This is a genomic window from Acinetobacter sp. SAAs474 (genome assembly GCF_032823475.1).
Lineage (GTDB): Bacteria > Pseudomonadota > Gammaproteobacteria > Pseudomonadales > Moraxellaceae > Acinetobacter.
The window spans coordinates 2,180,510-2,201,012 of sequence record NZ_CP127915.1 but is presented as its reverse complement, the minus strand read 5'-3'; the positions used below and the strand labels follow the sequence as shown (position 1 = coordinate 2,201,012).

Here is a 20,503-nt window from a genome sequence, read left to right as displayed (position 1 = left end):
TAAAATACTGTTTTGTTTAAAAAATTATAAAAATGGTCAGCATAAACTGACCATTATATACAGAAAAGCAGATGCTGATTAAAATCAAATAACACTATTTTACTTAAGCAGAATACACTTTCTTTTTAACGAGCACTGAACCTACAGAATATCCCGCACCAAATGAACATAAAACACCATATTCACCATCATTCACCTCGTGCGCCGTACGATGTAATGCAATCATCACACCAGCAGAAGAAGTATTGGCAAATTCATCCAAAATAATCGGAACTAGCTCAGGTTGGGCATGCTCTTTACCGACAATTAATTTTAAAATCAATTCATTCATACTGGCATTGGCCTGATGTAACCAATAGCGTTTTACAATAATTGGATCAATTTTATGATCCTGCAATTGTTGACGGATCATTTTGGCGACGAGTGGGCAAACCTCTTTAAACACTTTACGCCCATCTTGTGCAAAACGATTATTATCAATATCAGCATCAACTTCACTTAAATTTAAGAAGCCGAAATTATTACGAATATTATTTGAAAATTGTGTAAACAGATCAATATCGACTATCTCAAATCCTGTTTTAGTCTCCGTATTCTCAATAATTGATGCCGTAGCAACATCACCGAAAATAAAATGACAATCACGCGAACGAAAATCGGTATGTGCAGAAGTAATTTCAACATTGACCAACAATACACGACGAGCACCAGAACAAATAGCGTCATAGGCTTGTTTCAGGCCGAATGTAGCAGCAGAACACGCAACGTTCATATCATAAGCATAACCCTGAATACCCAAAGCCGACTGAATTTCAATCGCTACTGCCGGATATGCACGCTGTAAATTAGAACACGCCAATATCACCACATCAATTTCATCAGCAGTTACCTTGGCATTTAGCATTGCTTGCTTTGCCGCAATCACTCCCCATTCAGCCTGTAATGATAGCGCATCATTTGGACGCTCATATAAATTTGGACGCAAACGATCAATATCTAGAATGCCAGTTTTCTCAACCACATATCTTCTTTTAACACCAGATGCTTTCTCAATAAAGTCAGCACTAGAACCTCGACGTTCCTCTAATTCACCAGCTGCAATTTGATCAGCATTTTCTTGATTATAACGGTCTACATAAGCATTTAAACTTTCAACCAATTCCTCATTGCTAATAACATCATTTGGATGATATAACCCGGTACCTGTAATACGAATGCTCATGTATATTTCCTCTTCATATGTTGTGTATATTAACTGATTGCAAGCCGTTCCCATAATTTTTGCAACCGGGTGGATGAAACTGGCATTTTTGTTTTCATCGGTTGTGAAAACAATGAAATACGTAATTCTTCAACCATAAAATAAAGATCTTTTAGTCGTTCGTCATGTTTAAACTTAAATAGTTTTTCCATCCAAGGATCAATATCTTCAATTGCAGCTTGATCACGCTGCAAGTTATGTGATAAGCGATCAAGACGTAAAATCAGCGCTTTTAAATACCGTGGAAACTCACACCAAACCTCTAATGGCTTAATATAAACAAAATTAGCCAAACTCATTAAATCTAGCTGATCTTCGATATCATTAATACTCATCGAAAATATTGTAGGATCTAAATATAATAATTTTCGGCGTATATCTTGCCACTGTATGTAAATATCATTTAAGTCTTGTAGTACTTTTTGACCATGCGTTAAAAATGAAGCTTTGACTCGACCTAATAGTATTTCAAATTCTGCTATATTGACAGGAAGGCTATCGATAGCACTTTGCAACGTTGCGTAAATCAGCATGTGCTCTAATTGTGCTTTATCCCCTAAAGGTGCATAGGCCAATGCCAATGGTTTTGAAATCTGTTTTTTTAACTGTCGAGTCAGATCACCTAACTGCATATGTATCAAACGAATAATGCCTTCACGATGCTGTTTAATAGCGACCATTTGTTCGTTAAATGTTTGTATCACAACACCAGATTCATCTTTAAGTTGTAAATCTGCAAATACTTTACTTGGTACCAATGCTTGATATTGTTTAACAATAACACCCGTTACTTTTTGCGAGGCTTCAAAAGTAAACTTTTCAGGGAATGTTTTAAACTCACCATTCAGCTGTTTTACTGGGCTATGTGTCTCTGTACGACAGCGTATTTTTAACTCAGCTAAATTACGTCCTTGTTCTAAAACATGCCCTTTTTCATCAATAATTTTAATCAAGGGCATTAAGTAAGGATCAAGACGATCTAAAGAGAAATCTTTTTCCGTAATCTGTTCGCCACGTAATTGAAATGCTAAATAGGTTAAAATATGCTGCTGCAAATGTTGTACATCAACATGTTGTAACAACTTTTTGGCTGTATCTGGAATAGGAACGACATGACGACGCTTTTCTTTTGCTAAGCTTTTTAATAAAGCTTCAATCAAATCTTGTCGCCAACCAGGAATTCCCCAAGACCAGATATTCTCATCTACTTGTGCCAAAGCTTGCAATGGAATCTTAACCGTTGCACCATCTTCATCATGACTTGGATCAAAGCGATAACTTACCGCTAAACGCAAACTACCATTATGCAAGTAATCTGGGAACTGCTGCGTTGTTGGTCGATCATCAAGCCATAATGCATCATCTTCGATAAAAAGATAACGTGATTGCTGAGTTTCTACTGTTGCACGCCAATCTTCAAAACTACGTCGACTGGCTACTTCAGCAGGAACCTTGGCCGCATAAAATTGATAAATGGTTTCCTCATCAACCACCAAATCTCGGCGTCGTAATTTATCCTCAACTCGCTCAACCTCTTCAAGTTTCAATAAATTATGTTTTAAAAATGCAGGTACAATTCCCAAATGACCCGTTGTTAAAGCATCACGCAAAAAAATCTCATGTGCAGCAGCCTGATCTACTTTTTCATAATTGATCAGACGTTTTGGCTCAACAATCAAACCAAATAATGAAATTTGATCATAGGCATTCACTACACCTGCTTTTTTTGACCAATGCGGTTCAAAATAATGATGTTTAAGTAAATCACCTGCTGCCAATAAAATCCATTCTGGTTCTATTTTAGCCAGAGTACGTAAATATACTTGTGAAGTTTCAACCATTTCAAATGCCATAACCCAAGGGGTATTACTTTTATGCAATGTTGAAGCTGGGAATACTCGTGCCTTTTGCTGACGCACTGCCATAAACACATTACGTTCATCTGTTTTATTGGCAATAAAAGATAATAATCCTGTTAACAAGGCACGATGTAAATTTTCATAACTGGCTTTTTTCTCATTAAAAGAAAGTTTTAATGCTTTGGCCAAATCAACCAATTGTTCATAGGTTTTTTTCCATTCGCGTAAACGCAACCAACTCAAAAAATGCTGTCGTGCAAAGCTGCGTCGTTTATTTTCACTCATGCCATCACGATGCGCATGTAATGTTTCCCACAGTTTTAAATAAAATAAAAAATCAGAGTCTGCTTCACGAAATAATGCATGCTTTTGATCCGCCTGCATCTGTTTATCAGCAGGACGTTCGCGTGGATCCTGTACAGCCAGTGCAGCAACTATAATCAACACTTCATTTAAAGCACCAAAATGTGCACCCCCCAGAATCATTCGCGCCAAACGTGGATCAATTGGCATTTTCGCCATTTGTTGACCAATTTTACTCAAACTGGTGATAGGCTGTGCTTTTTTTACTGCGAGCTTAGATTCAGTGGAAATCTGTTGTGATTTAACTGACATTGCACCAAGCTCAATTAACAACTTGCGGCCATCATTAACTAAACGATGATCTGGTGGTTCAATAAAATCAAATTGCTCTAACTGCCCCAAGCCTAAGCTCTGCATTTGTAAAATTACAGATGCTAAATTTGTCCGCTTAATTTCAGGCTCGGTAAATTCTGGCCGGCTTAAAAAATCTTCCTCACTATATAAACGAATACAAACACCAGGTGCAATACGGCCACAGCGCCCTTTCCGCTGATTGGCCGCAGCTTGTGAAACAGCTTCAATCGGTAAGCGTTGCACACGTGACCGATAGTTATAACGAGAGATACGTGCAAAACCACTATCAATCACATAACGAATATTGGGTACAGTAAGTGCTGTTTCAGCAACGTTAGTGGCAATAATAATCCTTCGCCCCGATCCAGCAGTATTAAAAATTTTTTGTTGTTCAGCGAGTGCTAAACGTGCATACAACGGCAATATCTCAGTATGTTTAGGACCATATTTCAGCAGTGTTTCTTGTAATTCACGAATTTCTTGTTCTGTGCTGGCAAAAATCAAAATATCGGCATGCTGTGGATGCCCTTTTTGCTGAGCATCTTGTAAACACTCTTCTACTGCTGCAACAACTGCACGAGGTAAGTTTTCTTCAAACTGATCAAACTCATCATCGTCACTTCCGACGATATTCAGCTCAGAGATAGGACGATAACATACCTCAACAGGAAAACTACGCCCTTCTACCGTAAAAACTGGCGCATGATTAAAATATTGACTAAAGCGATTCACATCTAAAGTTGCTGATGTAATAATCACTTTTAAATCTTTACGACGTGGTAAAAGCTGTTTGAGATACCCCATGATAAAATCAATATTTAATGAACGTTCATGTGCTTCATCAATAATAATAGTATCATATTTGGTCAGATAGCGATCACTGGCCAATTCAGCCAATAAAATACCATCGGTCATTAAACGAACAATTGAGTCTTGTGAACCTTGTTCATTAAAGCGTACTTTAAATGAAATAGACGCTCCCAGCTTTTCTCCCACCTCTTCTGCAATACGTTGTGATACGCTACGTGCAGCCAAACGACGTGGTTGCGTATGTCCAATTAAACCCGTTAAACCGCGTCCTGCAAGCATTGCAATCTGAGGTAATTGCGTTGTTTTACCAGATCCTGTTTCACCCGCTACAATAATTACTTGATGCTGTTGAATCGCAGCAATCAATTCATTTTTATATTGCGTAACAGGTAAATCTTGATTTAATTGAATATTAGGAATACGTGCTATACGCTGACGAACATGATGATTTGAACGCTGAAATAACGCTTGATATTGTTCTTCATTTGCATCCCTGCCTTTACGTAGTCGATTTAAACGATGATGGTCGCGAGCCATCACAAGCTGATCTACATTTAAATGACAATGCACGAAATAAAATTCCTAAAATAATAACAATGGCCTATTTTACGCTGTAATGACTATAAGAGAAAGCCAATGATTTTTGATAAATTTCAATTTTTTTTATTTTATCCCTTGAATTTAATCATCACTGTCATCATGTATAACGATGCAATACGAAATGTTGATTTTTATTTAAAGCCATCATCCGGCTTAAATATAAATAGGATTTATAAACATGTTGCTCATATTCACAACCTGATCAGTGTGCAATGATATATGCCGATAAAATTGATAATCTGCTTCGACTCAGACTACTTTTTATGATCAATTGATATCAAAACACACTTGTTGTAAATATGTTTAATGACATGATTAGTCATATTAAATACATATATTTATAGCTAAAATCCTCGAACAATCAGCAAATCTTTTGCTCGTGGTATTGATAATATTATGCTAATTCGGTTTTTCCGATTTTAATAATGTAAAAATACCATTTCAGCAATCGAAAAGAATTCGTTAATCTAATGGATATTAAATACTCACCTCAATCATGGAGACAATGATGAGCTTAATTAATACTGAAGTTAAACCTTTCCAAGCAACTGCATATCATAACGGTCAATTCGTTGAAGTTTCTGAAGCAAACTTCAAAGGCAAATGGTCAGTTGTATTCTTCTATCCAGCTGATTTTACTTTTGTTTGCCCAACTGAACTTGGTGACCTTGCTGACAACTATGCAGAATTCCAAAAATTAGGCGTAGAAATCTACTCAGTATCAACTGATACTCATTTTACACACAAAGCTTGGCACGATTCTTCTGACGAAATCAAAAAAATCCAATATGTGATGGTTGGTGACCCAACTTGGACATTGGCTAAAAACTTTGATGTATTAATTGAATCTGCTGGTCTTGCTGACCGCGGTACTTTCGTGATTGATCCAGAAGGTAAAATTCAAATCGTTGAAATCAATGCTGGTGGTATTGGCCGTGATGCTCAAGAACTTCTTCGCAAAGTTAAAGCAGCTCAATACGTACACGCTCACCCAGGTGAAGTTTGCCCAGCAAAATGGAAAGAAGGTGATGCAACATTAGCACCATCAATTGATCTTGTTGGTAAAATCTAATTTGATTTAGATTTAATATAAAGAACCACGCTTCTGCGTGGTTTTTTTTATGTCAATATTTTACAATTTTGCTATATACACTTGCCTTAAATTTAAGTTAGTTATAAATTAAAACAACCACATGATCTCAATTTGACGATATATTTCACTCACAATAATATTGAGTTGGTATATCTCAAAAATCAAATGAGGAGAAAATAGCGATAAAATATAATTAACCATCCAATTGAAATTCACACACTATCTCTATAAATAAATGATGATAAAAAGAGGTTGCTTATGGGAATAACAAATGTCGTCACATTTTGGAACTACAATACTACTTCAAAATATTTAAAAATTTTTTATAATGATGGAACGGCAGATCTATTTCATCCGGTGCCTCAAGTGATTTTTGATCATTTAGTCCGATCACAAGATAAGCGTCATTTTATTAAAAAAAATTTAGAATACAACTTACTCTTTACACGTATTTCATTACAATAAAACAAGATGATATTAATGCATGATGTTGAGATCATGCATTAATCATCAATATAATCATGCTGATCTTCTGAGTAACCACTGACCAACAATAATCCAGCCCCTATATTTAAAGTTGAAATCAATAACCGAGAATCACATTGAATCTGTTGAATAAAATCATCTACTTGTGTGGCATGTGAAATAACATTATCGACCACCAATAGACTACCTTTTTGTTTTAACATTTGATGTAAATAAGGCCAATATTTAACATATTGATCACGTTCAGCATCCAAAAGAATAAGATCAAACTTTTGTGTCGTATGTTGTAAAAAATCAAGTGCATCAATGATATGAAACTGAATAATCTCGTGTAGTTGAAAGTCTTTAGCATATTGTTGAGCTTGCTGTGAGCGCTGAGTATCAATTTCAAGCGTATGCAACTCACCCTGTGTTTGCTGTAAGGCTTGCGCTAACCATAATGTTGAATAGCCTGTTGATGTACCTATTTCTAAAACACATTGCGATTGTTGAGTACGAATTAAAATCGACAAAAATTTTGCAGACTCTGTTTCAATATTACGATACTTGTCCAAACGATCCTTTTGCTGAAGATCATGTGCTTTAAATTGTTGATAAAGCACTTGCATCTGCTGTTCAAAATGATATAAATCCATAAATAGCTTTCCCATTAATACATATACTTCATGCCATCAAGTATCATGCTTGACAGCGCATGATTTGAATCAGCAAAACAAAAACTATCGGATCATGTACCAATAACTGTTGTGATTTCTATTTGCTTTTATCATACATTCTATCTATGCCTAGTAAAAATGACGATAGCATGGGAGCATCAAAACTTAAGAAAATATCAATCAAAATTAAATCCAAATAATATCTAAATGCTTTGCGATATAGATACCATCACGACAACACGAAATCATCTGAATACATTAAGGCTACAAGGGTTGTATCCGCTTAAATCGCGGAATAATCTCATCATTAATATTGATGTGCTCTAAAAACATCGTCAGTGGTCTCACCCATAATGAATAATCACCATATAAACATTGATAAATGACTAGCTCCTCGCCTGTCTCACTATGTTTTGCTACTGAAAATACTTGATAGAGTTGACCTTTATAGTGTTGATAAATGCCTTGTTCAATATGCATTACGCTTCCTTATAATAATCCATTTATACCGTAGCTGATCGGATTCAAGCAAATCATAATTAAATATAATTGCATTATAATTTAACTGAATTTAATTTGAGCTAAAGTAAGTTTAATCAATAAAATAGCATATTTTAATCACAACATCGTCTATATTTTTTAGCTGATGATCTATTGCTTTAGCTGGTATTTCACTTAAAAAAGCGATAGCTGCAATCGTTAATTAAATTCATCATTTTGATGAATGAAAACATTAAAGATGAATCTAGTTACATTAAAATTGGATTGTAGTCATCTTAAGTAATACATTGATAGCATGGTTTAAAGCGATATCGTATCTATGATTCAGGTTGATTTATGTTCATTATCGATAACTTATCTTGATTTTATCTAATTAAACCTCATATTAGTTAAAGAACCACATCTTAGTTTGTGATAATATTCTCGAACTTTCAATTCACAAAAACGATCAAATATATAAATATAAACTGTTTTCACAATTATTGGGTTTATATTATGATATCCCTATTCACTACATAATGACGCCTTTGGAGATGTTAGCCATGTTAGATCAAAATACAACACAGCAATTAAAAGTACTACTTGAACGTCTAGAAGGGCCAATTGAGTTGGTTGCAACTTTAAATGACTCCGAAAAGTCAGATAAAATTAAAGAATTAGTGACCGAAATTGCAGCATTATCAGATCAAGTTAGTGCTCGTTTTGATGGTGATAATGCGCGTGTACCAAGCTTTGGTATTGCCAAAGCAGGTCAGCAACCACGTGTATTTTTTGCTGGTTTGCCGATGGGGCATGAATTCACTTCCTTAATTTTAGCCTTATTACAAACTTCTGGTTATGCACCAAAGGTTTCTGATGAGATGCTGAATAGTATTAAAAATTTAAACTTAACTGCAGATTTTGAAGTATTTGTCTCACTTAGCTGTCATAACTGTCCCGATGTGGTTCAGGCACTGAATTTAATTGCGATTTATAATCCACACACGACGGCAACCATGATTGATGGTGCATTTTTCCAAGATGAAGTTGAAGCACGTAAAATCATGGCCGTACCGATGGTGTTCCAAAATAATCAACATATCGGTCAGGGTCGTATGACACTGGAGGAAATTGTTGCCAAACTTGATCAAAATTCGGCAGCAAAAGAGGCGGCTAAAATTAATGCCAAAGATGCCTTTGATGTCTTAGTCATTGGTGGTGGACCTGCTGGAAATACCGCTGCAATTTATGCAGCACGTAAAGGGATTCGTACTGGTATTGTCGCTGAACGTATGGGAGGTCAAGTGATGGATACCATGGATATTGAAAACTTTACCTCAATACAAAAAACACAAGGGCCTAAATTTGCTGCTGAAATGGAAGCACATGTTCGTGAATATGGTGTTGATATCATTAACTTACAACGTGTTACACAGCTAAAAGGTGCTGATCAGACAGCCGATGGTTTGGTTGAAATCCAGTTAGACAGTGGCGCACAACTAAAATCAAAAACAGTAATTTTATCTACCGGTGCACGCTGGAGAGAAATGAATGTTCCTGGTGAGGCGGAATACCGTACTCGTGGTGTTGCATACTGCCCGCATTGTGATGGACCGTTATTTAAAGGTAAACGTGTTGCAGTAATTGGTGGTGGTAACTCTGGTGTTGAAGCAGCGATTGATCTTGCGGGGATTGTAGAACATGTGACATTGATCGAATTTGATACCAAATTACGTGCAGATCAAATTTTACAAGATAAGTTAAACAGTTTAAGCAATACAACCGTCATTAAAAATGCCTTATCAACAGAGGTGGTCGGTGATGGCAGTCAAGTCACTGCTTTAAAATATCAAGACCGTGCTACCAATGAAATCAAAACATTACAACTTGCTGGGATCTTTGTACAAATTGGTTTATTGCCAAATACAGATTTTCTGAAAGGCAGTGAGGTTGCACTTTCCAATCGCGGCGAAATCATAATTAATGAACGCAATGAAACCAATGTAAAAGGTGTATTTGCAGCAGGTGACTGCACCACTGTTCCATATAAGCAGATTATTATTGCTTCTGGTGAAGGTGCTAAGGCGTCATTATCTGCTTTTGATTATATGATTCGTTCTGGACAGTAACACTCAGCAAATAATGGCGATATTATAGCCTATAAATAATATCATGCTATCGTCTTTTATATAAATGCCAAAAGGCGACTATCTTACTGGATAGTCGCCTTTTTTATGACTCAGCATACATCGAAAATACAAATTACATAAGCGCTACAATATTGCTATCTTGCAAGAACTTTATTTCCTCTATATTCTGTGCTTACTCAACTGTTTTGAGTTACAACTAAAAGGAAAATGAAAATGAAAAAATTACTTGTTGCTTTAGGTCTCACTGTTGCTGCTACAGTATTACTTGTAGGCTGTAAAAAAGATAAAGCACCTGAAACAGAAAGCGCAGCTTCTCAAGCAAGTGCTCAAATGAATACAACCTCAACTCAAGAAGCAAGTGCAGCAGATAGTCAAGATAAAGCAGCAAAATAATAGCATAGCCTATTATTTCATCGTCCCAGATGATGTAAAATGACTATATTGTGATTGTGCATTCACTTTAAATAAATTTTAGATTCTAACAACTTAAAAGCTCAATCATATCAGTAAGATGAGTAAAATAATATCCTATACTCAAAGCTCTCTTCGGAGAGCTTTTTATCTCAATATAATTTCTTCATCTATTTTCATGCCAAACCATAGATAAAATATTCATAAAAAAAGACCGAGTCATATTCATCATACTCGGTCTTTCGCAACAATATTGGTGATATGCAAATTATTTAGATATCACCAAACAATACATTCATCTACAAAAATTAAAGATTGCTATGTTTTTTCAACGTTAAATCAAGTTGTTCTTTATCTAAGGCATTATCCCAACGTGCAACAACAACCGTTGCACATGCGTTACCCACCAAGTTTGTCAACGCACGACATTCAGACATAAAACGATCGATACCTAAAATCAGTGCCATACCAGCTACAGGAACTGCCGGAACAACTGAAAGTGTTGCAGCAAGCGTAATAAATCCTGCACCTGTTACCCCAGCTGCACCTTTAGAGCTAATCATTGCCACCAACAACAAAGTCACTTGCTCACCAAGCGATAAATCAATATTACATGCCTGAGCAATAAACAATGCTGCCATAGTCATATAAATGTTAGTACCATCAAGGTTAAATGAATAACCCGTTGGAATTACTAAACCAACAACAGATTTTTCACAACCTGCTTTTTCCATTTTATCCATTAAACTTGGTAAAGCTGCTTCGGAAGAACTCGTACCCAAAACCAACCATAATTCATCTTTAATATAACGAACCAGATCAATGATTGAGAAACCATTATATCTTGCAACCGCACCCAAAATAACCAAGATAAATAAGAGAGAGGTGATATAAAATGTCGCAATTAATAGAATCAAATTACCAATACTAGAGATCCCATATGCGCCAATCGTAAATGCCATAGCACCAAATGCACCCAATGGCGCAAGTTTCATCAACATGCCAACCAATTTAAATACAGGTGTAGTCAGGTTATTTAAGAATTCAGTAATCGGTTTACCTTTTTCACCAACACTTGCCAGCGCCAAACCAAATAGCACTGCTACAAATAAAACTTGTAGAATATCACCACCAACCAATGGGCTCACCAAGGTTTTTGGGATAATATTCATAAAGAAATCAACAATAGAAGCATCGTGTGCTTTTTCTACATAGGTCGCAACCTTGTCACTATGCAGCGTTGATGGATCGATATTCAATCCTTTACCTGGTTGAACTAAATTGGCAATAATCATACCAACAACCAATGCAAGGCTGGAAAATGACAAGAAGTAAAGCATTGCTTTACCTGTAACACGTCCCACTGACCCCATGTTGGTCATGCCAGCAATACCTGTTGCAACTGTTAAGAAAATGACTGGAGCAATAATCATTTTCACAATTTTAATAAATGCATCACCAAGTGGCTTTAAGCTTTCGCCATATTCTGGATAGAAATGACCAAGAATAATACCTGCAATAATTGCAACAATAACTTGAACATACAAAATTTGGTAGAACTTTTGCTTTTTAGGCGGTTGAGCATGCTCATCAACATGAATATCCATGGGAGAGACCTTTTAAATTGGAAGAAACAAAAAATTGAATAAGTATCAATTTTTATGATGACTACATCATAAATACAAATAACCTATATATAAGAAGATCTAAATTAACAGCGTAATTTTAAATAAAGTAGATTTAATATAGCAAGCGTATATCTAAACCCTTAGTCTTATATACATCCTTAATTTAGCTGATATCCGAGTTTAATTTAACCTAAAATGCTTCATTTTTTTATAGATTAAATTTATCAATCACACTCAATAAAGACTTTAATTAAATAAGAAAAATGTAAAACTACCGATTGCAAATAATTAACACCAAGTCTATATATATCAGAACTTTAAGATAAAATAATGCGTTAAATTGACAACAAATATATAACAAAAAAAATATATTTAATAGAAAAAATATATTAAACATATTAAAAACACTAACAGCAAGTCATTTTTTGCTCAATTAGACTTAAGCATTGAATAGATTAAAGAAATCATATGCATAATATTTTTGAATTGCCGTTCAGTTTTAATGAATAATGATATGAAATTAAATTTATATTTTTGAAAAAAAAATGAAACTACGCATCAATTTGGATCAAAGCAGGTATTTTTCATCCAAAATACCGCTAATTTCAAAAAATTAAAATCATGACTTATGGTGAATAACGATTTCACCACCAGCCGTGATCAAGATAAATATTCATATCTATTTTTAAAAAACCACAAGAAATCATTTTAAGAAAAAAGAAAAGTTGCTGGTTTTGTTATGATGAAAGCAATCACTATTCGGTAGACTGCAAAGCAGATTTTAAATTACATCCATACCCCATTACCTGCTGAACCTGACGATACGAAGTATAACGATTTAAAATAAAATCATAAAATTGATTAGCTGATGCAAAATTTTTGCTTAAGTCTTCCTGATCACTATTTGGAAGTTGGACATCATTTAATAATTTTAAATTATAATGACCTAAACGATACATCTGAGTGAAATAGTCATTCATTAACTGGCAATATGCTATTTTTGTTGGCTTAAGTGCAGTGCTTGCAACCAAATGCAGATTTAAACTTTTGAGATTATTAGGGTCTAAAGGATATTGATTGGCAAAAGCTAAACTTTCCACCTGTTTAAATTTTTTAAAATCGATCACCAATTTATGATTAAGTTGTTCAAAGCGCTGCTGTAACAGAATTGCATTCTCAACTTGATAGCTCGCTTTGTCTACTTGAATTTTTTCCTGTTCTGACTGTGAACAAGCCGTTAATAATATGCTGGTCAGTGCAGTCGCCCAAATTAACCGCTTCATAATTTCTCTCAAATGTTTAACACGATCCAATCTAAAATATTGAAGTATCTACAAACATCAAATAAATAATTAATTCTGCTTATAACACTTAAATATTTTTAACTCTTTATTGATATCTTTTAAAGTATCAAAACCATAATCTTTATGGATATATCGAATACTATTGAATCATCACATATACTTCCTGATCTAAAAATAGAATTTTACGCTCAAACTCGCCAAGAAAAAGCAATATCATGCTACTTTTATCTTGCTTAGAATTTTACCCACCTATTTAACAACAAAATAATGAATATTATTTGCCAACAGATTACTTATTGGGCAAAGTAATCCTAAACAGTCTAATCGGTAAATAATTTATGACTTTAATACAACAACTTGGTATTCATCATCCTATTTTTCAAGCACCTATGGCTGGTGTATCCACGCCGACACTTGCTGCTGAAGTTTCTAATCAAGGAGCGCTTGGTGCACTCGGTTTAGGTGCCAGTACAGTAGAACAAGCCAGACAACAAATTCAGCAGACGCAACAATTAACCGATCGACCTTTTCAAGTTAATTTTTTTTGTCATGAACCCAGTGCATTAGATGATCAACAAGTTAAAAATTGGCTTGATCTTTTTAAAAGTAAATTTGAACAATATGGTGCTCAAGTACCGCAAAAATTAAATTGTATTTATCCAAGCTTCAAAGATCATGACCACTTTTTAAATCTTGTATTAGAAACCCAACCTAGAGCTGTAAGTTTCCATTTTGGCCTTCCCCATTTACATCAAATTAAGGCTTTAAAAAAAGCTGGCATAATTACCATGGTTTCTGCTACAAATTTAGCAGAAGCAAAAGCTATAGAAGCAGCAGGCATTGATATCATCATTGCACAAGGTATTGAGGCTGGTGGACATCGAGGTATATTCAATACAGCTTTTGATGCTGCAATTAAAACAGCAGATTTAGTTCAGTTAATCACACAAAATTGCACATTACCTGTTATCGCAACTGGAGGAATAATGACTGGGCAACAGGCCCAACAAATGCTTAACCTTGGTGCAGATGCAGTACAATTAGGTACAGCATTTGTACAATGTAAATCATCTAATGCTAATACTGCCTATCGTGACGCCTTATTTAATCACCCACTGACACAAATTACTGCCAGTATTTCTGGTCGCCCTGCACGTGGCTTAATTAACCGCTGGCATAAAGAAATAGATACACCAGATCGACCAACAGTACCTGCCTATCCATACAGCTATGATCTTGCCAAACAATTACATGCCCTCGCCAGCCAACATCATGATCATGGTTATGGTGCTTTTTGGGCGGGTACCAATGTCACACAAATTCGTCGCTTAGAAGCAGCCGATCTTATCAATCAATTATTACTTGAAATGCAACTATAAATCGGTAACTCATGTGATAAGGCTAAAATTAGATTACGTAAAATAATGCCCATGAGACTGATCTTCTATTGCATAGAATATTGGCCATTAAACTACTTTTAGCTTTATCAAAGATGCCCAGTTCATCAACATCATTTATCGTTAAAATAATATGATAAAATCATGCCATATCATCAAGTTGAACATCACTCATAATTTCACCCTGTAGCAATAACTGATTAAAATAGTTTTCGACAACCTGATACTGTGCAGCAGTTGATTCAACTTGATACATCTTTTGACGAAACTCATTACTTGAACGTAAGCCTTTGGTATACCAAGCAATATGTTTGCGTGAAATTCGGCAGCCTGAATATTCGCCATAAAATTGATAAAGTTCTGTTAAATGTTGCAATAATACTTGTTTTACTTCCTGAATATGTGGTGCAGCCAAATACTCTCCGGTTTTTAAATAGTGCGCAATTTCACGAAAAATCCAAGGTCGCCCTTGCGCCGCTCGTCCAATCATTAATGCATCAGCCCCAGTATAATCTAATACATATTTTGCTTTTTTGGGGCTATCAATATCACCATTGGCAATGACTGGGATTTTCAACATTGCTTTCACATCCCGAATTAAAGAATAACGCGCTGTATTAAGATACATATCTTCACGTGTACGGCCATGTAAGGCCAATGCAGCTATACCTGCTTGTTCAGCGCGCAAAGCAACACGCATAATATTTTCATGACCATTCAAGTATCCTAATCGTGTTTTCAACGTTACAGGGACATCTACCGCTGCCACTACGCTATCTAAAATACGTGCAACTAAGTCTTCATCTTGCAATAATGCAGATCCAGCCAGCTTATTACACACTTTCTTTGCGGGACATCCCATATTGATATCAATAATTTGTGCACCATTGGCTACTTGATAACGTGCAGCCTCAGCTAAATCAACCGGATCTGCACCCGCAATTTGTGCAGAGATTGGTGCAATTTCCCCATCAAAATTGGCCCGATATAAACTCTTCTTACTCATTCTTAAGGTTTTATCTGCTGTCATCATTTCACTGACAGCATGGCCTGCACCAAAATACTTACATAATGTACGAAATGGTCGATCTGTAACACCTGCCATCGGTGCAACCCAAAGTTGGTTACGCTTTGTTTTATCGAACAATTCTTCAATTACTTTGTTTTTACTCAAAATCTTTAACCTCGTTTAACTTCGTTTAGTCGCTCTGTATTGACTTTTAATGCTCTTTAGTTGCACCCTACTTGCACCATAAAACCTTAATGATGTAGATTCATGGGTACGGTCACTAAGCGACAAACAAAAGACGGCACAACTAGGTATAGAGCTCAAGTTCGTGTACAACGTCAAGGCTACCCTGAATTCAAGCAATCCAAGACCTTTAGCAAAAAATCATTGGCTGAGGAATGGATCAAACGCACGGGAGCAGAAATTGAATTACACCCTGAAAAAATGTTGAACCCTGAAGTGCAACTTAAACACAAAACCTTCAGAGAATTCATATTTCAGTATTTGGATGAAGCGGACAGTTTTGCTAGGACAAAAACAGGAGCACTACAGCATATCGCTAGTTTAGATATTTCTGAAAAGAATATCTATTCTTTAACGCGACAAGACTTTTCTGAGTATACAATTATTTATCGAACAGGCGATCAGGTTGAAATGCTCAATGGTATATCACCATCTCAAAGTAATGACAATCGCTCAATTAAGCGAAGGCTTTATTATTTTACTTCAGATATTTAATAGCATATATTTTTCAGATATATTCTATGATTCAAAAATAAGATAAAAGTAATTTTCCACAGATATATCTAAATACATTATTTATATTGACTAATTTCCATAAATTATTTTACGTGATCGTAGTTACTATTTGTTAAGTTCATTTGATAGTGTTCAATAAAATGAATAAAAATTAATCACACCTCAAAATTAAGCAGTTGATAATTTTAATATATTTATATAAACGGCCTTCCTTTAGCTTATTTTTTATGCATAATCAAAAGACAATAATAAAACTTATAAAAATAAAATTAGATGGATTAGATTATTCCAAACCTACATTTTTTGGGAGAGAATGTAGGTTTTTCTTTATCTTAAAAAAAAGCCACATCTTGGGGAAAATGTGGCTATAAATCAGGAGTACGTCATATACTCTAAGACAATATAATAATATCTTTTATATACATAAAAATTGAGTGACGTTATATAACTCTTTTGAAAATAGAATGTAAATGCATACCCATTTTTAAAACAATCTGATTACCCAAAGTAAATATTTAAAATACAAATACTTGAATATTAAAAATGTATTGTTATCAATATAAAAACCATAAAGACTTCACTCCAATGATCGACTGCAAATTACCCTGTTTGCAGTTTTTTTTGCAAAAAATTCAATAATATCAAGGTCTTTACTCAATAGAACAAGGCCACTTCCGTGGCAGAGATGCTAGATTGTAAATAATCATAAATAAGGAATAAATGGCTATATAAAAAAAGGCCACACCTTGGGGAGATGTGGCCAAAACAGAAGTGCTCTACGCACCTCATTAAAGTCAGCATAATAATTGATAAACATGTGAAGTTTTTGTGAAGAGAACTCCTATCCACACACAACTATACAAATGACATATTAAAAAACCATCTTTTCAATAGATAAAAAAATACCCACTTGATTGGATGAGTGGGTTAAAGTTCCTCAAGGTGGAGAAAATATAGTAAGTTACCGTAACGTTGCTTACTATCATTAAAAATATTACATATTTCACTTATATAGATCAAACTTTTCTAAAAAATTCACTAATTCTTGTTACTCATAAAGTGTAATTGACTTGTATCCATGATATTTAAAGATCATCAAGCGGGTAAAAACTTAGCTATTTATGATTAGCAGCAATAAAAAATTCACATTTTTTTGAGTCTTATTAGATACTAAAATTATTTAGACATTTGATAATAAACATTTATTTTTCCTTATTATTGCTTATAACAATCTCATTGGACCTTTTTATATTTTTGGGTTAAAAAACACCTTCAGGATATCGTTTACTGCCCATAAGCATACCGTTCATTAGTCATTTGGGGAGCGCTTTCAGTATCCTAGACACGAGACAATCTCATTTTGAAGCTGCCTAGAATTTTGATGACTATTCAATCATCTGACTGTCTGTAAATTGAGATATTTTCATACAAAATCTCCTGCTTGTACTTTAAGATGAAATTCTACTGTTAAACTGATTAAACCCTATTATTTTTAGAGAAAATTACCTGATTTAGTGATCTATTTAAATTATAATTTTTAAAGTATATAAACACTAAGAGATATGCCAAGTAATGCCGTCCCAGATTATATACAATATCGTTTTTCTCACCTGATCTAAATCTAGAATACTTAAATTAATATTCAGAAATAATGCCGGTCTATTTATTTTAAATTTTTAACCATTATTCTCATTCGAGAATCTTAAAAAATTACAGATATCTCTAACCAGCACATTATACAATGCCTTAAATTTAATATACTTAAAATTAAAATCAAGTATACATTTTCAAACAGCCTTGTTTATATTTATTAGCAAAACGTTTCATTTCATAGTTAATCTTTTGCTTAGCAACTTTTTTCTGATCATATGCATCAAGTACAATGGTTTTTGCGATCTGCATTTCAACTAAATCTGGCGTTTCATTAACAATACTAAGTGCTTCATCTAATGGCATACCATTTTGTCGAACTTCCATCGCAATTTCAGCAAATCTAGAAATTGTTTGGCAGTTTTCTTGATGAATTTTTTTATCAATAGAATTAGATTTAGCATGAGTCATCATTGCAATACTGCCAATCATCACACTCAATACAATTTTCTTCATATAACACCCTTTGATTAAGATAAAAGAGACGTACTCATCAAACTTTTAAATAAACTATGCTTTATAGCCAAAGTTAATATCTCAATAATATACAGATGACGTGACTAATCTATGATGCTATAAGTTAATTTTAAATCACGAAGACAATATAGCATGAATCATAAATACTCAATGAGAAAGCTGCATCTCAGAGATAAACAACCATCATAAAACTGACTATTAGAATTGAGCTATTTTATATGTTTGTTGATCAATACCAAAACAATATCTTTACAAATCCATATAAAAAAAGACCACAGACTTAGGGTAAGAATGTGGTTATAAACTTATTCACTCAATCAATAAGGAAAAATATTGCGACATAATACCAATCATTTTAGTCATATTTGTATATTTAGCGTAAATTTAAACTATTTTATTAGAGCTCTTTCATAAATAAAAAATAGTTATCTTTTGACTAATATTTAGTCTCTAACTTTCTGAGTATTCGTACATAATCTGCAGATGAAATACATCGACTCAAAGAAACTTTCTAAAATACAGTTTAAGTGCTATACAGCATCTCATGATCAACTTTTGATTTAATGGTTGAGCAATTAAAGAAGCAAACTCCTTCTAAAGGCAGGCCAGCCAAATTAAGCATAGAGAAGAATCAGCATTAAGCATATATTTGGTCGTTTGAAAACCTTTAAAATTCTTGCTGAGCGATATCGTAACCGAGGAAAAAGACTGGGTTTAAGATTTAATTTAATTTAATTGCTGGAATTTATAATAATATGGAACTGAGCAGAAAATGACTTATGAAAGAACTCTAATAAAAATGAATATACGCCATATGTAACAGTAATACTTGCCATTTTCAATTAGGTGTGCTCATTTAATTTTATTAAACTATTACGTAGTACTATTTTTGGATAGTAAAATTATCAACATCTCTTAATTTTTAAGATGCATACCCTAGCACTAAGCTTAATATTAATAAAATGCGAGTTCGTCTACAGAACTCGCTAAATTAAAACTTAATTAAAATACAAACAAAATATATAAATCGACCGTTATATCTTTAGCTTAAATTTAATCCTTTAATCAATTAACGCTGCTGAATAGCTTCTGCATAACGCTGGTTGATACTATTCCAATTCACAATAGACCAAAATGCCTGAGTATAATCAGCACGGCGATTTTGATATTTTAAATAATAAGCATGCTCCCAAACATCCAAACCTAATAACGGTTGACCTTTTACGTCAGCTACATCCATTAAAGGATTATCTTGGTTTGCAGTTGAGGTAATCGCCAACTTACCATTTGGCAATACAATTAACCATGCCCATCCCGAACCGAAACGTGCTGTAGCAGCAGCATTAAATTGTGCTTTAAAGTTTTCAAAAGAACCAAAATCTTGATCAATTTTTTTTAGTAATTGTGCCGATGGCTTTCCTGTAGATGCAACTGGCGCAAGGCTATTCCAAAAAAATGTATGGTTAAAATGTCCACCAGCATTATTTCTAACAGCAGCATTATATTGAGAAATTTGTGGCAAAATCGCCTCAATACTTAACTGATCCAGAACTGGATAATTTTTAATCTGTGCATTTAAGTTATCGACATAGGCTTTATGATGTTTACCATAATGAATTTCCATCGTCATTTGATCAATTGCAGGCTCTAAAGCTTGACTACTGTAAGGCAATGGCGCCTGTTTAAAGTCTGCATTTGCAGCAAAACTCACCAGTGCAGTGAGTGCGGTGAGTGCAATTTTCAGTTTATAGTTCATTAGATTCCTTACTCAAATGATAACAAAAATCATTTCCAAATTATAATTCTTTCTCTTAGG

13 protein-coding genes and 3 pseudogenes are annotated in these 20,503 nt (G+C 34.3%); 7 read left to right on the top strand and 9 right to left on the bottom strand.

Features of this window, described 5'->3' with window-relative positions; all coding sequences use genetic code 11:
• Window positions 1-103: 103 nt before the first annotated feature.
• Complete coding sequence (locus tag QSG86_RS11135; RefSeq protein WP_317031559.1) at window positions 104-1,222, bottom strand: beta-ketoacyl-ACP synthase III; 1,119 nt, start codon at window positions 1,220-1,222, stop codon at window positions 104-106.
• Window positions 1,223-1,251: 29 nt separating this feature from the next.
• Window positions 1,252-5,124, bottom strand: coding sequence for an ATP-dependent RNA helicase HrpA (gene hrpA, locus QSG86_RS11130; protein ID WP_410487492.1), 3,873 nt, complete (start codon window positions 5,122-5,124; stop codon window positions 1,252-1,254).
• A 571-nt stretch (window positions 5,125-5,695) separates the two neighbouring features.
• On the opposite strand from hrpA, the gene ahpC reads away from it, so the two are divergent.
• Window positions 5,696-6,259, top strand: a complete 564-nt coding sequence (gene ahpC, locus QSG86_RS11125; protein WP_317032559.1) for an alkyl hydroperoxide reductase subunit C — start codon at window positions 5,696-5,698, stop codon at window positions 6,257-6,259.
• A gap of 279 nt (window positions 6,260-6,538) precedes the next feature.
• Window positions 6,539-6,745 carry a KTSC domain-containing protein gene (locus QSG86_RS11120; RefSeq protein WP_317031557.1) on the top strand — a complete coding sequence of 69 codons (207 nt, stop codon included), beginning with the start codon at window positions 6,539-6,541 and terminating at the stop codon, window positions 6,743-6,745.
• Window positions 6,746-6,783: 38 nt separating this feature from the next.
• On the opposite strand, the gene QSG86_RS11115 is transcribed toward QSG86_RS11120, so the two are convergent.
• A complete protein-coding gene (locus QSG86_RS11115; RefSeq protein ID WP_317031556.1) occupies window positions 6,784-7,401 on the bottom strand; it encodes an O-methyltransferase in 618 nt (205 codons plus the stop codon).
• Between the two features lie 285 nt (window positions 7,402-7,686).
• Window positions 7,687-7,902, bottom strand: a complete 216-nt coding sequence (locus QSG86_RS11110) for a DUF1653 domain-containing protein (protein ID WP_317031555.1) — start codon at window positions 7,900-7,902, stop codon at window positions 7,687-7,689.
• A 563-nt stretch (window positions 7,903-8,465) separates the two neighbouring features.
• Between QSG86_RS11110 and ahpF the strand changes: the two genes are divergently transcribed.
• Both ahpF and QSG86_RS16690 read left to right on the top strand, forming a co-directional pair.
• Window positions 8,466-10,031, top strand: coding sequence for an alkyl hydroperoxide reductase subunit F (gene ahpF, locus QSG86_RS11105; protein ID WP_317031223.1), 1,566 nt, complete (start codon window positions 8,466-8,468; stop codon window positions 10,029-10,031).
• Window positions 10,032-10,265: 234 nt separating this feature from the next.
• A pseudogene (locus QSG86_RS16690) lies at window positions 10,266-10,436 on the top strand (hypothetical protein); the annotation flags it as partial.
• A gap of 335 nt (window positions 10,437-10,771) precedes the next feature.
• Here QSG86_RS16690 and QSG86_RS11095 read toward each other — a convergent pair.
• Both QSG86_RS11095 and QSG86_RS11090 read right to left on the bottom strand, forming a co-directional pair.
• Complete coding sequence (locus tag QSG86_RS11095; protein WP_317031554.1) at window positions 10,772-12,070, bottom strand: dicarboxylate/amino acid:cation symporter; 1,299 nt, start codon at window positions 12,068-12,070, stop codon at window positions 10,772-10,774.
• 776 nt (window positions 12,071-12,846) lie between these two features.
• Entirely contained in the window at window positions 12,847-13,374 is a 528-nt protein-coding gene (locus tag QSG86_RS11090; protein ID WP_317031553.1) for a hypothetical protein, read from the bottom strand.
• A 359-nt stretch (window positions 13,375-13,733) separates the two neighbouring features.
• On the opposite strand from QSG86_RS11090, the gene QSG86_RS11085 reads away from it, so the two are divergent.
• Window positions 13,734-14,774, top strand: a complete 1,041-nt coding sequence (locus QSG86_RS11085; RefSeq protein WP_317031552.1) for an NAD(P)H-dependent flavin oxidoreductase — start codon at window positions 13,734-13,736, stop codon at window positions 14,772-14,774.
• Between the two features lie 160 nt (window positions 14,775-14,934).
• Here the strand turns inward: QSG86_RS11085 and dusB are convergent, their stop codons facing one another.
• The gene (dusB, locus tag QSG86_RS11080) at window positions 14,935-15,897 is read right to left on the bottom strand and encodes a tRNA dihydrouridine synthase DusB (protein ID WP_317032558.1); all 963 of its coding nucleotides are present in this window, start codon (window positions 15,895-15,897) and stop codon (window positions 14,935-14,937) included.
• 171 nt (window positions 15,898-16,068) lie between these two features.
• On the opposite strand from dusB, the pseudogene QSG86_RS11075 reads away from it, so the two are divergent.
• A pseudogene (locus QSG86_RS11075) lies at window positions 16,069-16,479 on the top strand (site-specific integrase); the annotation flags it as partial.
• 1,854 nt (window positions 16,480-18,333) lie between these two features.
• Here the strand turns inward: QSG86_RS11075 and QSG86_RS11070 are convergent.
• Entirely contained in the window at window positions 18,334-18,666 is a 333-nt protein-coding gene (locus QSG86_RS11070; RefSeq protein WP_317031551.1) for a hypothetical protein, read from the bottom strand.
• Between the two features lie 663 nt (window positions 18,667-19,329).
• Here QSG86_RS11070 and QSG86_RS16685 point away from each other — a divergent pair.
• Window positions 19,330-19,422, top strand: a pseudogene (locus tag QSG86_RS16685) (IS5/IS1182 family transposase); the annotation flags it as partial.
• Between the two features lie 334 nt (window positions 19,423-19,756).
• On the opposite strand, the gene QSG86_RS11060 reads toward QSG86_RS16685, so the two are convergent.
• Complete coding sequence (locus QSG86_RS11060) at window positions 19,757-20,443, bottom strand: superoxide dismutase (RefSeq protein WP_317031550.1); 687 nt, start codon at window positions 20,441-20,443, stop codon at window positions 19,757-19,759.
• Between the last annotated feature and the right edge of the window lie 60 nt (window positions 20,444-20,503).

Coding starts and splice junctions, on each gene's coding strand:
- QSG86_RS11135 (WP_317031559.1), bottom strand. CDS start 1,222: ATGAGCATTCGTATTACAGGTACCGGGTTATATCATCCAAATGATGTT.
- hrpA (WP_410487492.1), bottom strand. CDS start 5,124: ATGGCTCGCGACCATCATCGTTTAAATCGACTACGTAAAGGCAGGGAT.
- ahpC (WP_317032559.1), top strand. CDS start 5,696: ATGAGCTTAATTAATACTGAAGTTAAACCTTTCCAAGCAACTGCATAT.
- QSG86_RS11120 (WP_317031557.1), top strand. CDS start 6,539: ATGGGAATAACAAATGTCGTCACATTTTGGAACTACAATACTACTTCA.
- QSG86_RS11115 (WP_317031556.1), bottom strand. CDS start 7,401: ATGGATTTATATCATTTTGAACAGCAGATGCAAGTGCTTTATCAACAA.
- QSG86_RS11110 (WP_317031555.1), bottom strand. CDS start 7,902: ATGCATATTGAACAAGGCATTTATCAACACTATAAAGGTCAACTCTAT.
- ahpF (WP_317031223.1), top strand. CDS start 8,466: ATGTTAGATCAAAATACAACACAGCAATTAAAAGTACTACTTGAACGT.
- QSG86_RS11095 (WP_317031554.1), bottom strand. CDS start 12,070: ATGGATATTCATGTTGATGAGCATGCTCAACCGCCTAAAAAGCAAAAG.
- QSG86_RS11090 (WP_317031553.1), bottom strand. CDS start 13,374: ATGAAGCGGTTAATTTGGGCGACTGCACTGACCAGCATATTATTAACG.
- QSG86_RS11085 (WP_317031552.1), top strand. CDS start 13,734: ATGACTTTAATACAACAACTTGGTATTCATCATCCTATTTTTCAAGCA.
- dusB (WP_317032558.1), bottom strand. CDS start 15,897: ATGGCAGGTGTTACAGATCGACCATTTCGTACATTATGTAAGTATTTT.
- QSG86_RS11070 (WP_317031551.1), bottom strand. CDS start 18,666: ATGAAGAAAATTGTATTGAGTGTGATGATTGGCAGTATTGCAATGATG.
- QSG86_RS11060 (WP_317031550.1), bottom strand. CDS start 20,443: ATGAACTATAAACTGAAAATTGCACTCACCGCACTCACTGCACTGGTG.